12 protein-coding genes are annotated in these 13,242 nt (G+C 67.4%); 3 read left to right on the top strand and 9 right to left on the bottom strand.

Annotated elements, in window-relative coordinates:
• Positions 1–81 precede the first annotated feature (81 nt).
• The 3 genes from MQH31_RS00790 to MQH31_RS00780 all read right to left on the bottom strand — a co-directional run bounded on the left by MQH31_RS00790 (position 82) and on the right by MQH31_RS00780 (position 3,545).
• Positions 82–1,062 carry a carbohydrate ABC transporter permease gene (locus tag MQH31_RS00790; RefSeq protein ID WP_134446748.1) on the bottom strand — a complete coding sequence of 327 codons (981 nt, stop codon included), beginning with the start codon at positions 1,060–1,062 and terminating at the stop codon, positions 82–84.
• Positions 1,059–2,030 carry a carbohydrate ABC transporter permease gene (locus MQH31_RS00785; RefSeq protein WP_243010583.1) on the bottom strand — a complete coding sequence of 324 codons (972 nt, stop codon included), beginning with the start codon at positions 2,028–2,030 and terminating at the stop codon, positions 1,059–1,061. The genes MQH31_RS00790 and MQH31_RS00785 overlap by 4 nt, the downstream gene beginning before the upstream one ends.
• A gap of 150 nt (positions 2,031–2,180) precedes the next feature.
• Positions 2,181–3,545, bottom strand: a complete 1,365-nt coding sequence (locus tag MQH31_RS00780) for an ABC transporter substrate-binding protein (RefSeq protein WP_134534350.1) — start codon at positions 3,543–3,545, stop codon at positions 2,181–2,183.
• A 362-nt stretch (positions 3,546–3,907) separates the two neighbouring features.
• On the opposite strand from MQH31_RS00780, the gene MQH31_RS00775 reads away from it, so the two are divergent.
• Positions 3,908–4,939, top strand: coding sequence for a LacI family DNA-binding transcriptional regulator (locus tag MQH31_RS00775; protein WP_243010582.1), 1,032 nt, complete (start codon positions 3,908–3,910; stop codon positions 4,937–4,939).
• A gap of 87 nt (positions 4,940–5,026) precedes the next feature.
• On the opposite strand, the gene MQH31_RS00770 is transcribed toward MQH31_RS00775, so the two are convergent.
• The 4 genes from MQH31_RS00770 to rplJ all read right to left on the bottom strand — a co-directional run bounded on the left by MQH31_RS00770 (position 5,027) and on the right by rplJ (position 7,971).
• Positions 5,027–6,319: an MFS transporter gene (locus tag MQH31_RS00770; protein ID WP_243010581.1), complete on the bottom strand. Its 1,293-nt coding sequence runs from the start codon at positions 6,317–6,319 to the stop codon at positions 5,027–5,029.
• Positions 6,316–6,828: a MarR family winged helix-turn-helix transcriptional regulator gene (locus MQH31_RS00765; RefSeq protein WP_243010580.1), complete on the bottom strand. Its 513-nt coding sequence runs from the start codon at positions 6,826–6,828 to the stop codon at positions 6,316–6,318. The genes MQH31_RS00770 and MQH31_RS00765 overlap by 4 nt, the downstream gene beginning before the upstream one ends.
• A gap of 193 nt (positions 6,829–7,021) precedes the next feature.
• Positions 7,022–7,405 (bottom strand): 50S ribosomal protein L7/L12, encoded by a 384-nt coding sequence (rplL, locus tag MQH31_RS00760; RefSeq protein ID WP_134446737.1) that lies wholly within the window; start codon positions 7,403–7,405, stop codon positions 7,022–7,024.
• A gap of 44 nt (positions 7,406–7,449) precedes the next feature.
• A complete protein-coding gene (gene rplJ / locus MQH31_RS00755; RefSeq protein ID WP_134446735.1) occupies positions 7,450–7,971 on the bottom strand; it encodes a 50S ribosomal protein L10 in 522 nt (173 codons plus the stop codon).
• A 417-nt stretch (positions 7,972–8,388) separates the two neighbouring features.
• Between rplJ and MQH31_RS00750 the strand changes: the two genes are divergently transcribed.
• Both MQH31_RS00750 and MQH31_RS00745 read left to right on the top strand, forming a co-directional pair.
• Positions 8,389–10,122 carry an MFS transporter gene (locus MQH31_RS00750; RefSeq protein WP_243010579.1) on the top strand — a complete coding sequence of 578 codons (1,734 nt, stop codon included), beginning with the start codon at positions 8,389–8,391 and terminating at the stop codon, positions 10,120–10,122.
• Between the two features lie 2 nt (positions 10,123–10,124).
• Positions 10,125–10,655, top strand: a complete 531-nt coding sequence (locus MQH31_RS00745) for a MarR family winged helix-turn-helix transcriptional regulator (protein ID WP_243010578.1) — start codon at positions 10,125–10,127, stop codon at positions 10,653–10,655.
• Between the two features lie 168 nt (positions 10,656–10,823).
• Here MQH31_RS00745 and MQH31_RS00740 read toward each other — a convergent pair whose 3' ends face one another.
• Both MQH31_RS00740 and MQH31_RS00735 read right to left on the bottom strand, forming a co-directional pair.
• Complete coding sequence (locus MQH31_RS00740; protein ID WP_243010577.1) at positions 10,824–12,434, bottom strand: sensor histidine kinase; 1,611 nt, start codon at positions 12,432–12,434, stop codon at positions 10,824–10,826.
• The gene (locus tag MQH31_RS00735; RefSeq protein ID WP_243010576.1) at positions 12,434–13,180 is read right to left on the bottom strand and encodes a response regulator transcription factor; all 747 of its coding nucleotides are present in this window, start codon (positions 13,178–13,180) and stop codon (positions 12,434–12,436) included. Before MQH31_RS00735 ends, MQH31_RS00740 begins: the two co-directional genes overlap by 1 nt.
• Positions 13,181–13,242: the final 62 nt, after the last annotated feature.

Here is a 13,242-nt window from a genome sequence, read left to right as displayed (position 1 = left end):
CGGCCGAAAACTCCCGGATTGGGGTTCAACTCCTGAATTCGGAACAGTGGCGAGGGACGAGGAGCGGATGCCGGGGCCGGGTCAGCCCTTCGTCGAGCCGGCCAGGAGCCCGCGCACGAAGTAGCGCTGCAGGCTGAAGAACACGATGAGCGGCACGATCAGGGATACGAAGGCGGCGGCCGTCAGTCGCTGCCAGTCCTGGCCCCGGGTACCCGTGAGCTCGGCGAGACGCTGGGTGAGCGGGGCGACATCCGGCGTTCCGCCCGAGAAGATCAGGGCGACCAGCAGGTCGTTCCACACCCAGAGGAACTGGAAGATCGCGAAGGACGCGAGCGCGGGAACCGCGAGCGGCAGCACAATCCGGAAGAAGACCTGGCCGTGGCTTGCGCCGTCGACCCTGGCCGCTTCGATGACCTCACTGGGGATCTCGGAGATGAAGTTGTGCAGCAGGAAGATCGCCAGCGGGAGCGCGAAAATCGTGTGCGCGATCCAGACCGGCAGGTAGTTCTGCGCGGGAATCATCGGGATCAACTGGTGCAGCGCTTCCTGGCCCGGCTTCAGGATCGCGGTGAACATCTGGAGCAGCGGGATCAGCGCGAGCTGCAACGGCACGATCTGCAGCGCGAACACGAGCACGAAGAGGGCGCCACTGCCCTTGAACTTGATCCAGGCGAAGGCATACGCGGCCATCGAGGCGATCACGAGCGGGAAGATCGTGGCGGGGATCGCGATCGCGAGGGAGTTCACGAAGTACGCGCCGAGCTGCGGGGAGGACTGCGAGGTGGAGAGCAGCACCTCCTTGTAGTTGTCGAGCGTGAAGCCCGGGTTCTGCAGGATGGTCCACCACCCCGTCGTGGTGATCAACCCGGCGGGCCGGAAGGAGGACACGAACAGGCCGAAGGTCGGCAGCGTCCAGAGGATCGCGATGACGAGCGACACGACCGTCGCCGTGCGCGACGTGAGGCGCCGTTTCACCCTGGCCGACTTGGTGCCGACGGTGACGACCTCGAGGGCGTTCTTCTTGGTGCCGACGATGGGCAGGTCGACTACGTTGTCACTCATCGGATCTCCCTCTGCTTGCGCATGATTCGTACGTTGTAGATGACGATCGGCAGCACCATCAGGAACAGCACGATCGCGAGCGCAGCACCGCGGCCCTGCTCACCGGCCCGGAAGGCCTGCGTGTACATCTCGTTGGCGATGACGCTCGTGTTGAAGTTACCTGCGGTCATCGTGCGCACGATGTCGAAGACCTTGAGGGTGGCGATCGAGATGGTCGTGATCACGACGACGAGCGAGCCACGGATGCCGGGGATCGTGACGTTCGTGAACCGCTGCCAGGCGTTGGTTCCGTCGAGCTCGGCGGCCTCGATCTGCTCGGTCGGGACCCCCTTGATGGCCGCGGAGAGAATGACCATGGCGAACCCGGTCTGGATCCAGATCATCACGATGATCAGGAGGAAGGTGTTGATCGGCGACGTCTGGAGCCACTGCACCGGCTGGCCGCCGAGCCAGACCACGATCTGGTTCAGGAGGCCGATCTGGTCGCTTCCTCCGGACTTGTAGTCGTAGATGAAGCGCCAGATGATTCCGGCGCCGACGAAGGAGATCGCCATCGGCATGAAGACGAGGGCCTTGAAGTATTTCTCTCCCCGGGACTTGTCGATGAAGACCGCGTAGCCGAGGCCGATGGCCGTTGAGATCGTCGGCACGACGACGACCCAGATCAGGGTGTTGCCGAGGGTGATCAGAGCGGCCGGCTGGGTGAACATCCAGACGAAGTTCTCGGCGCCGACGTAGACACCCGAGCTGTTGGTGAAGGCCAGGAGGGAGGTGCGGAATGCGGGGTAGATCAGGCCGGCAAGCAGCAGGAGCAGGGCAGGGGCGATGAAGAAGGTCAACTGCCAGTAGTCTCGCCCGCGTTTCGGGGCCCTGTCGATCAGGAAGAGCAGGAGACCGATGACGAGCGCGAACGCTGCCAGTGCCCCCACTACCTGGATTATCTTTCCGAGTAAGTCTGCGGTCGTCATCGGCCGGTCCCTTCAATCGTGCGCGAAGCTGTCGTGCGAGGGGTCGAGTGGGGGTCGTACATGTCTCATGAGACAGGCGGCGGGGCCTGCCGGGTTACCGGCAGGCCCCGCCCCGAGCCGGGGAGCCCGGGTGCGGGCTCCCCGGACGGTCTAGCTCTTCGGCCAGCTGGCCTCGATGGTGTCGGTGACCTTCTGGCTGCTGTCGCCGCTCAGCCAGGACACGATGCCCTTCCAGAACGAGTCGGTGCCCACGGCACCCGGCATCAGGTCGGAACCGTCGAAACGGAAGACCGTCTTCGGGTCCTGCAGGATCGTGATGCTCTGCTTGAGCAGGTCGCTCGAGGCGTTCGCGGGGTCGAGGCCGGTGTTCGCGCTGATCACGCCGCCCTCCTTGACCCGGTTGTTCGCCCAGGTGTCACTCGACAGGTAGCTGAGCGTCGCGGTGATCGCGTCGCTCGACTTGAAGGCTCCGACGAGCTCGCCACCACCGGTGACTGCCTGGTCTCCGCCGGCCTTGACCGGGGGCATCAGGAACGCGTAGACGTCGCCCGTGGGGGAAACCGTCACCGCAGAACCGTCGGCCTTCTTCCAGAAGCCCTCGTAGAACGAGGCCTGGTGGTGCAGGGAGCACTTGCCGTCGAGGATCGGGAGGCCCGCGTCGCCGAACTGCGTGGAGATGATCGACGAGACGTCGCCGAGACCGCCGTTGACGTCGTCCGGGTTCTTCAGGATCGCGCCTGCGGAGTCGAAGGCCTTGACGATGGCGGGATCGTTGAACGGGATCTTGTGCGTGACCCACTTGTCGTAGGTGTCAGCGCCGGCCTGGCGCAGCACGAAGTCCTCGACCCAGTCCGTGCCCGGCCAGCCGGTTGCGTCACCGGATCCGACACCGGCACACCACGGCTTGTGGTCGCCGTCCGCCGCGATCTTCGCGGTGAGGGCGGTCAGTTCATCGAGGGTCTTCGGGATCTCGTAGCCCTTGGCCTTGAATTCCGCGGGCGAGAACCAGATGTACCCCTTGACGCTCGCCATCAGCGGCGCGGCGTAGAATTTGCCGTCGGTTGCGGTGCCGTAGCCCTTCCAGTCCTTCGACCACCACTTGTCGACGTTCGCCTCGACGGCAGCGGGGGCCGGCTTCAGGAAGCCGGCAGCGGCCAGCTTGTTGAAGAGGCCGGGCTGCGGGATGATCCCGATGTCGGGGGCATTGCCACCCTCGGCGAGCACGGCGATCTGGGCTTCGAATTCCTTGGTGCCCTGGTAGGTGACCTTGATACCGGTGCAGGACTGGAAGTCGGCCCAGGAGTTGACGAGGCGGTCGGCCTCGACGTCCTGGATGGTGCCGCCGATCTTGACCTCGGGGCTGTCTTTGAACGTCCCGTAGGACGCGTAGTCGGCACAGTTGGACGACGACGAACTGGATGCGGCGATGTCCCCCGTGCATCCGGTCAGGGCCAGTCCGACCACGGCCGCGGTGGCCAGCGGCAGATAGAGCCGGCGGTGCTGCTTCACGCTCATGCGTTTCTCCTCATTGAGTGTTGCGGGCCTGCGAACGATGCGGATCGCGTGCCGAAATGTGATGCGGGAATGTACTGCGGGAATGTACCGCAAGAAAGTACTGCGGTACAGCGGTTTTCCGGGTGTCCAACCCCTGACGCGTAGCGCGTAAGGAACCGGTTCCACAACACAAACTACGGGAGCAGGCCCGGATTGGCAAGTCAATCTTTGTCACGGAATCGCAAAGATTTCAACAATGGTCGCGCGACCACGCACACGCGGTCATCCAAAGTGCCACTGATCGCCTCTTTCTGCTGGAACCGGTTCCAGTGGCGGCGCAACAAGCGCTATCCTGTCCGTACTGATCCAAGGGAGGACGTGTCGTGAGCGCAATCGCCGACGTGGCACGTCTCGCGGGGGTCGCGAAGGCCACGGCGTCCCGTGCGCTCAGCGGGCGTGGCTATGTCTCTGAGGCCACCCGGATCAAGGTCGTCGCTGCCGCAACGGAGATCGGGTACGTTGCCTCCCCCAACGCGGCGAGCCTCGTCACCGGGCGCACCAAGAACGTCGGGGTGATCATCCCCTTCATCAGCCGGTGGTTCTTCTCCGAGGTGCTCGAGAGCCTCGAACAGGCCCTGCTCGCCGAGGGCTACGATATGACCCTCTACAACCTGCCCGCGGCATCCGCCGAGCGGGACCGGGTTTTCGAGTACTTCCTGGCCCGCAAGCGCTTTGACGGTGTGATCTCGGTCGGCGTCGCACTGAGCGAGGCGGAAGTCGACCGGCTGCACCGCCTCGGCCGCCCGCTGATCGGCATCGGTGGCCCGATCAGGGACGTGCACACGATCGCCATCGACGATGTCGCTACGGCCAGGCTCGCGACCGAACACCTGCTGAGCCTCGGCCATGTCGACGTCGTGCACGTCGGCGGCGATCCCATCGACGAGATGGACTTCCAGGTGCACAGCCAGCGCCTGAGCGGGTTCTACTCGGCCATGCGCACCGCGGGGCGCTCGACAGACGGATGCTTCTACCCCTGCGAGTTCAGCATGCCCGGCGGCTATGCGGTGGGCCTGGCCGTGCTGGGCGACCCGCGCACCCGCCCGACCGCGATCTTCGCCGCGAGCGACGAGATCGCCATCGGACTCATCGTCGCGGCACGGGAGCTCGGCATCCAGGTACCGGCCGACCTGTCCGTGATCGGTATCGACGGGCATCCGCACGCCTCGATGTTCCGCCTGACGACCCTCGAACAGCATCCGCGGCGGCAGGGCCGCCTCGCCGTCAGTGCGCTCCTGACCGAACTGGCGCGTCCGGCGGAGGCGGAACTCAACGTCGACGGGTACCTCACCGTGCTGCCGACGAACCTCGTGATCCGGGCGAGCACGAGCGGCCCGCGCCAGCCGCAGCCCTGACCAATGCGACGGAGTATTCAGGTTCTGGACACGTTCGAGCGCGTGTGAAGCGCTTGCCGGGCGAAATCTCCGTCGACTCGGTTCGGGTCAGCTGTCGCCGGCGCCGATCGCCTCTGCCTCTTCGAACTCGTCCTCCATCGCACCGTCGGCACGGGCGAGGTGGCGGTGGCCGAGCACGAGAATCGCGCAGGCGACGAGCACGGATGCCGCCCCGGCGTAGAAGGGGACCGCCGGCCCGAAGAACTCCGCGAGCAGGGTGGCGGCAGGCGGCGCGATCGCCCCGCCGAGGAACCGCACGCCGGAGTATGCGGATGACGCGACCGGCCGCGGCAGGTCGGTCGCCTCCATCACGGATTCGGTGAGCACGGTGTTGAGCACGCCGAGCAGCAGCCCGCCGACGATGACGCACGTGACCACTCCGCCGGCCGATCCGATCAGCACGCCCGCAGCGGCGAGGTCGAGGGCGAGCAGGGGCAGCACGAGCCAGAGCACCCGGCTGCGACGCATCCGCCTGGTCAGGAGCGGGGCGACCCAGACCGAGGTGACCGCGAGCGAGATGCCCCAGCCGAAGAAGACCAGGCCGAGGGTGATGGCACTGCCGAGGCCGAGCGGAACGAGCGCGAACGGCGTGTACGCGAGCAGCACGAAGAAGCCGATGTTGTAGAACAGGGCGGCGCTCGCGAGAATGCCGAGCCCCGGCCGGGCGAGGGCGCGGAACGGCGCGGAGAGCCGGATCGGGGCGGGCTTCTGCGGCTCCTTCTTCAGCATCACGATGATCGCGACGAAGCCGATCGCCATCAGTGCTGCGCTGCCGAAGAACGGTCCGCGCCAGCTGATGCTGCCGAGCAGCCCGCCGATGAGCGGGCCGATCGCGATGCCGAGCCCGAGGGCGGCCTCGTAGAGGATGATCGCGGAGGACGTTCCTCCGGACGCCGCCCCGACGATGGTCGCGAGCGCGGTCGAGATGAAGAGGGCGTTGCCGAGTCCCCAGCCGGCGCGGAAGCCGATGATGGTCTCGACGTTCTGCGACAGGCCGGCGGCGAGGGCGAACACGATGATGAGCGCGAGGCCGATCAGCAGGGTGCGCTTGGCGCCGATCCGGCTGGACAGCCAGCTCGTGAAGAACATCGCGATGCCGGTGATCACGAGGTAACTCGTGAAGAGCATCTCGGTCTGGGTCGGGCTCGCCGCGAGTTCACGGGCGATCGCGGGCAGGATCGGGTCGACGAGGCCGATGCCCATGAACGCGATCACGCACGCGAAGGCGACGGCCCAGACCGCGGTCGGTTGGTGCAGGATGCTGCCGCCGCCCTCCCTGGGCCCGCGTCCGTCGGTCGCGGCGGGGGTTCCGTGTTCCGCCAGTGCGGTCACGCGGCTCATGCGCGGGCTCCGGCCGGAGTCCCGGCCGCCGGCGAAGCGGCGGATGCGGCGGATGCGACGACGGGTACCCGCTCGGCGGGCACCTCGCTGCCGTCGAGGCGGTCGCGGAGGATGTCGACGGCGTTCCGGATCGTGGTGAGCTCGGCATCCGCCAGCCCGTCGAACATCGGCAGGAGGGCTTCGGCGAGTTCGCTGCGCCAGGCGGAGAGGGCGGCGTCCCCCGCCGGGGTGATCACGGTGCTCGTGACGCGGGCGTCGAGCGGGTCGGCGAGGCGGGCGGCCCAGCCTCGTTCGACGAGGTGGGTGACGAGCTTGGTCGCGGTCGGCTGCGAGATGCGGCTGCGGGCGGCGATCTCGCCGAGGCGGATCGGGCCGAGCTGGCGGAGCACGCTCAGCGTGCGCCAGACCGCCGGCGACTCCCGGCCATCCGCGGCGTGGGCGGCGACCCGGGCGAGCCGGTGGTTCACGGTGATCAGGTCACCGAGGAGTGCGGGAAGGTCAGAAGACATTCCTCCACTGTACATAGCTTGGCTATCTATGTCCATAGCCCGGCTATGGACATCGGTTCGCGCGGGGTGAACCGCCGCGCTGCTTTAACGGCAGAAGGCGCCGCATCCAGTGGATGCGACGCCTTCGGCGTGGTACGAATCGAACGGCTGACGCCTGTCGACCCCAGTACGAAGAACCCCCTGAGGGGCCCGACTACTTGAGGGTGACGGTGGCGCCGGCGGCCTCGAGGGAAGCCTTGCCCTTTTCGGCAGCTTCCTTCGTGACGCCCTCGAGGACGGCCTTCGGCGCGCCATCGACAACGGCCTTGGCCTCGCCGAGGCCCAGGCTGGTGAGCTCGCGCACAACCTTGATGACCTGGATCTTCTTGTCGCCGACCGACTCGAGGATGACGTCGAAGGCGCTCTGCTCTTCGACCTCTTCAACGGCGGCGGCGGGGCCAGCGGCACCGGCGACGGCGACGGGGGCTGCTGCGGTGACCTCGAAGGTCTCCTCGAACGCCTTGACGAACTCGGACAGCTCGATGAGGGTCAGGCCCTTGAACTGTTCGAGCAATTCTTCGGTGGAAAGCTTTGCCATGATTATTCTCCCTATAGTTTCTTAGTTACTCACCGCTAGCAGGCCTATGCCTGGTTCGCGGACTCCTGCTTCTCACGCAGTGCTTCGATGGTGCGAACAGCCTTCGAAAGCGGTGCGTTGAACAGATATGCGGCTCCGAACAGCGAGGCCTTGAACGCGCCGGCCAGCTTGGCCAGCAGCACTTCACGGGACTCGAGGTCGGCGAGCTTGCCTACCTCTTCGGCAGTGAGCGGGCTACCGTCGAAGTAACCACCCTTCACTACCAGGAGAGGGTTTGCCTTGGTAAAGGCACGCAGGGTCTTCGCGACGGCGACGGGGTCTCCGTGCACGAAGGCGATGGCGGACGGGCCGGCGAGTTCGTCGTCAAACGACGTGATGCCGGCGTTGTTGGCCGCAATCTTGGTGAGCGTGTTCTTTACCACGGCGTACGTGGCGTCCGCACTGATGGAAACGCGCAGCGTCTTGAGCTGCGCAACAGTGAGACCGCGGTACTCGGTGAGCAGAACGGCGGTCGAGCTCTGGAATTTCTCCGTCAGCTCGGCGACCGTTGCTTCCTTGTTCGCCATGGCGCTCCTCTTGGTTTCATGTGCCGGTAGCCCGGGGCGCAGACATGAAAAAAAGCCCCAGCGCAAGGCCGGAGCTGAGCAGTTCTTGCGAACTGAAACTGAACTTCGATTCCTGCGCGGGCTGTTCACATGAGTGAACCTTCGGTCGCTGTCCATTACTGGGCAGCGACAACCGGCGGTCTTTGGCTTCGTTCACTGTAACGGATGCCGCGGGCCGGCGCAAATCGCGGCATCCGCTCGCCGTGAGCGAGCGAAACGGCACAGGTAGTTGACCTGAGTCCACTATCGAGATATAGTTGACGCTTGTCAATTACACCGCCCAGGAGTTTTATGTCTCGCGTTTCATCCGTTCGTACCGCTCCACCGCAGAACCCGCAGGGCCACCACGCACTCCCCCACCGCGATTCGGACACGCCGATGTCGAAGCGGCAGGTGCTCGAGGCCCTCTCCGGCCTGCTGATGGGCATGTTCGTCTCGATCCTCGCCGGAACCGTCGTCAGCACGTCGCTGCCGCTCATCCTCTCCGACCTGCACGGCGACCAGTCCGCATATACGTGGGTCGTCACCGCGACCCTGCTCGCGACGACCGTGAGCACGCCGATCTGGGGCAAGTTCGCCGACCTCTTCGACCGCAAGCTGCTCATCCAGCTCTCGCTCGTGGTGTTCGTCCTCGGTTCCGCACTCGCCGGCTTCTCCCAGAACACCGGCACCCTGATCAGCTTCCGCGTGCTGCAGGGCCTCGGCGCCGGCGGCCTCGCCGCGCTCAGCCAGATCATCATGGCCGACATCATCAGCCCCCGCGACCGGGGCCGGTATGCCGGGCTGTTCGGCGCGGTCCTGGCCCTCGGCACCGTGGGCGGCCCCCTGCTCGGCGGTGTCGTGACGGACGCCTTCGGCTGGCGCTGGAACTTCTTCATCGCCCTGCCCGTCGCGATCCTCGCGATCATCCTGCTGCAGCGCACGCTGCACCTCCCGGCCAGGGTCAAGCGGGTCGTCAAGATCGACTACCTCGGCGCGATCCTGATCACCGCGGGCATGTCGCTCCTGATGATCTGGGTGACCATTGCCGGCACCCAGTTCGAGTGGGCATCCGTGCCCTCGTTCCTGATGGTCGGCGGCGCTGTCGTGCTGCTCGTCGCCGCGGTGTTCGTGGAGTTCAAGGTCAGCGAGCCGATCATCCCGCTCACCCTGTTCAAGAACCGCACCTTCACCCTCGCCGTCATCGCGAGCATCTCCGTCGGCGTCTCGATGTTCGGCACCTCCGTCTTCCTCAGCCAGTACATGCAGCTCGCCCGGGGAGCCACGCCGACCCAGTCCGGCCTGCTGACCATCCCGATGATGGGCGGCTACCTGATCTGCTCGGTCACCTTCGGCACCCTGATCAGCCGCACCGGCAAGTGGAAGGCGATCATGGTCTCCGGCGGAGCGCTCGTGATCGTCGGCCTGCTGCTGCTCGGCACCCTCGATTACCAGACCAACCTCGTGCTCGTCGGCGTCTACATGTTCGTGCTCGGCTCCGGCCTCGGCATGCTGATGCAGAACCTCGTGCTCGTCGTTCAGAACTCGATCGAGGTCCGGCACCTCGGCGTCGCCACGAGCAGCGTCACCTTCTTCCGCAGCCTCGGCGGCACCATCGGCGTCTCGGTGCTCGGCTCCGTGCTCGGCTCTGCGGTCGCGCAGCACATCACCGACGGCGTGGTCGCGCTGAGTCCCGCGGACAAGATGGCCGCGGCGAGCGCGCTCGGCTCCGGGACCATCCCGCGTGTCGCGGACCTCCCTGCTGCCGTGCGCACCCTCGTCGAATCCGCGTACGGGTCCGGCGTCGGCACGGTCTTCCTGATCGGCATCCCGCTCGCCGTGATCACCCTCGTGATGGTCACCCTGCTGCCGAACGCGACCCTCGGCCGGAAGACGGGCATCGCCAGGGCCCGCGAGGGCGCCGGCGCCGGCACCGCGGCCGGGCACGCCGGCCTGACCGCAGCCGAGCGCGCTGCCGAGCGCGAAACGGAGGTCGAGGAGATGGAAGACATCATGATCGAGGTGAGCGCGGCATCCGCCGGTCTCGCCCCCGCCGGTCTCAACAACCCGACCGGGGTGATCCACCTGCCGAAGGACGACCAGCCCGCCCGGCGCAGAGTCAGTAGTCTGTGAGCATGATTCACGGGACCCCCGGCCTGCCGCAGCGCGCCACCGCGCCGAACGAGCCCGGGACTGACACCCGGGCCGAAACGCCCGGCGCTGCGCCGAGCGCGGAGTCGGCGTCGGCGTCGGCGATCGCCGAGGTGGAGGAGCAGCTGAGCGTGCTCGCCGGGCTGATCCGGGCGAGCATGCGGGATGCCGCGCTCTTCATCGACGCGTCGCTGCAGCCGTTCGCGTTCAAGCTCCTGCGGCACATCGAGCGCTACGGACCGACGCACTCGAGCGCGATCGCCGCGGCGCTCTACGTGGACAAGAGCGTGATCAGCCGCCAGGCGAAGCAGCTCTGCGAGCTCGGACTCGTGCGCACCGAACTCGACCCGGACGACGGCCGCGCCCGGTTCCTCGCCGTCACCGACCTGGCACGGGCCAAGCTCGACGCGGTGCGGAACGGCGAGACCGCGATCGTGCACAAGCGCCTGAGCGACTGGCCGACGGACGACCTGCACCAGCTCGCCGCGCTCCTCGCCCAGCTCAACAACCCCTAACCGCGTCTCGCCCCCGCTGTCGCGCCGGGTCAGCTCGCGCCGGGGTGTGCCGAATTCAGGAGTTGAGCCCCGAAACGGGCCAAACCGGGCCAAAAACAGGGCAATCCGGGCTCGACTCCTGAATTCGGAACAGGGGCGCTGCGGGGGTTGGCAGGCGGATGCCGCGGGTCAGGCGAGCGGGAGCGACACCCGGAACTCGGTGCGGCCCGGCCGGCTCGACACCGACACCTCGCCCTGGTGCGCGGTCACGACCGCCTGGACGATGGCGAGGCCGAGCCCGGTGCTTCCGGTGCCCCGGAACCGCGAGCTGTCGCCGCGGGCGAAACGCTCGAACAGGGTCGTCTGGAGGTTCGCAGGAATGCCGGGGCCGTCATCCGTTACCGTCACGATCGCCCGGCCGTCCTGCTCGGACAAAGCCACCTCGACGGTCGTGTCGGGCGGGGTGTGGATGCGCGCGTTCGCGAGCAGGTTGGTGAAGACCTGGTGCAGCCGGGGCGTGTCGCCGATGGCCTGGATCGGCTCGTCGGGGAGCTCGAGGTTGAGCACCCGGTCGCGGCCGGCGGCGTGCGCGTCGCTCACGACGTCGACGAGCAGGCTCGTGAGGTCGACGGTGCCGTGTTCGAGTTCGCGGCCCTCGTCGAGGCGGGCGAGCAGCAGCAGGTCCTCGACGAGCCCGGTCATCCGCACGGACTCGGACTCGATCCGGCTGAGGGCGTGCAGGGCGTCCGGCGGCAGCTCCTGGCCGGAGCGCCGGGTGAGCTCGGAGTAGCCCCGGATCGAGGCGAGGGGCGTTCGGAGCTCGTGGCTGGCATCCGCGACGAACTGCCGCACCTTGTTCTCGCTCGCCTGCCGGGTCTCGAGGGCCAGGTCGACGTGGTCGAGCATGCGGTTGAGCGCGGAGCCGACCTGGCCGACCTCGGTGCGGGGGTCGGTGTCCGCGGCGGGGACCCGGTCGACGAGGCTGACCTCGCCGCGATCGAGCGGGAGCTCGGAGACGCGGGCCGCTGTTGCCGTGACACGCTGCAGCGGGCGGAGGGCGAGGCGCACGATCCACATCGCAAGGATCGCGACGACGATGATGCCGACGAGGGAGACCACGCCGATGATCATGGCGAGCTGTGTCGCAGTGCCGTCGACCGTGCTGAGCGGGAGGCCGACGATCGAGAGGGTGCCGGTGCGGCTCGAGCTCGCGAGGATCCGGTAGCTGCCTACGTCGCCGCCGAGGTCGACGGTGACGGGCCGGGCGGTTCCGGTCTGGCTCGCGAGGATGTCGGCCTTCTGCACGAGGAGGTCGACCTGGTGAGCGGTGAGCGGGACGATCGTGCCGGTGTCGTCGGTGTAGCCGGCGGTGAGGGTGGAGTTGTAGAAGACGAGGGCGAGCGTGCCCGGCTGGCCGGGGCCGTTGAGGATGACGCTCGCGGAGGGAACGAACACCGGCAGCGTGGTGCCGGGGTCGTTGTCGTTGTCGCGGCGCCCCTCGAGCATCGAGTGCGACCGTTCCGCGGCCGAGCTCACCTGCTGGTCGAGAGCGGACAGCAGGTTGGCGCGCAGCACCGTGACGCTCACGACCCCGATCGAGACGCTCACGAGGGCGAGCAGGCCGACGACGGCGAGCACGAGCCGGCGGCGCAGGGTCCACGGCGCGCGGGCGCGGCGCGGCAACCACTGCGGGCGGCGGAGCCACTGCGGTCGGCGCGACGGATGCTGCCGGCCGGCCGCACCGCTCGGGTGGGCCCGGCTGGTCGGGCCGAACGGGTCGACCTGGTCGGTCGGCGTCATCACGCGGTTTTCAGCATGTACCCCGCACCGCGCACGGTGTGGATCATCGGCTCGCGCCCCGCATCGATCTTCTTGCGCAGGTAGGAGATGTAGATCTCGACGACGGAGGACTTGCCCCCGAAGTCATAGCTCCAGACCCGGTCGAGGATCTGGGCCTTGCTCAGCACGCGGCGGGGGTTGCGCATCAGGAAACGGAGCAGTTCGAATTCGGTCGCGGTGAGCTCGATGGCGTCGCCGGCGCGGGAGACCTCGTAGCTGTCCTCGTCGAGGGTGAGGTCGCCGACGGAGATGCGCGGGTCGACGGAGTCGGACACGGCCAGGGTCGAGCGGCGGATCAGGCCGCGCAACCGGGCGACGACCTCTTCGAGGCTGAACGGCTTCGTGACGTAGTCGTCGCCGCCCGCGGTCAGGCCGGCGATGCGGTCGTCGAGGGAGTCTTTGGCGGTCAGGAAGAGCACGGGGGTTTCATAGCCGTCGGCGCGCACCCGCTGCAGCACCTGCAGGCCGTCGATGTCGGGCAGCATGATGTCGAGCACGATCGCGTCCGGCCGGAACTCGCGGGCGATCGTCAGCGCCTGGCGTCCCTCGCCGGCCGTGCGCACCTCCCAGCTCTCGTAGCGGAGGGCCATCGAGAGCAGATCCGTGAGCGTGGGTTCGTCATCGACGACGAGCACTCGAATGGGACTTCCGTCGGCCTTGTGGAGACGCGGCCCGCGGGTCGAGTGGTCAGTTTCACGTGTGCTCATAATTACTCAGTATCGCGAGCTTTCTATGGAAAGCCTATGCGGGGCCCGTGGCGCTCCTGTGA

The sequence above is a fragment of the Cryobacterium zhongshanensis genome (assembly GCF_022760445.1).
Lineage (GTDB): Bacteria > Actinomycetota > Actinomycetes > Actinomycetales > Microbacteriaceae > Cryobacterium > Cryobacterium algoricola.
The sequence above is the reverse complement of the archived record's forward strand: the minus strand, read 5'-3'. Positions and strand labels throughout refer to the sequence as shown.

Coding starts and splice junctions, on each gene's coding strand:
- MQH31_RS00790 (WP_134446748.1), bottom strand. CDS start 1,062: ATGAGTGACAACGTAGTCGACCTGCCCATCGTCGGCACCAAGAAGAAC.
- MQH31_RS00785 (WP_243010583.1), bottom strand. CDS start 2,030: ATGACGACCGCAGACTTACTCGGAAAGATAATCCAGGTAGTGGGGGCA.
- MQH31_RS00780 (WP_134534350.1), bottom strand. CDS start 3,545: ATGAGCGTGAAGCAGCACCGCCGGCTCTATCTGCCGCTGGCCACCGCG.
- MQH31_RS00770 (WP_243010581.1), bottom strand. CDS start 6,319: ATGAGCCGCGTGACCGCACTGGCGGAACACGGAACCCCCGCCGCGACC.
- MQH31_RS00765 (WP_243010580.1), bottom strand. CDS start 6,828: ATGTCTTCTGACCTTCCCGCACTCCTCGGTGACCTGATCACCGTGAAC.
- rplL (WP_134446737.1), bottom strand. CDS start 7,405: ATGGCAAAGCTTTCCACCGAAGAATTGCTCGAACAGTTCAAGGGCCTG.
- rplJ (WP_134446735.1), bottom strand. CDS start 7,971: ATGGCGAACAAGGAAGCAACGGTCGCCGAGCTGACGGAGAAATTCCAG.
- MQH31_RS00750 (WP_243010579.1), top strand. CDS start 8,389: ATGTCGAAGCGGCAGGTGCTCGAGGCCCTCTCCGGCCTGCTGATGGGC.
- MQH31_RS00745 (WP_243010578.1), top strand. CDS start 10,125: ATGATTCACGGGACCCCCGGCCTGCCGCAGCGCGCCACCGCGCCGAAC.
- MQH31_RS00740 (WP_243010577.1), bottom strand. CDS start 12,434: ATGACGCCGACCGACCAGGTCGACCCGTTCGGCCCGACCAGCCGGGCC.
- MQH31_RS00735 (WP_243010576.1), bottom strand. CDS start 13,180: ATGAGCACACGTGAAACTGACCACTCGACCCGCGGGCCGCGTCTCCAC.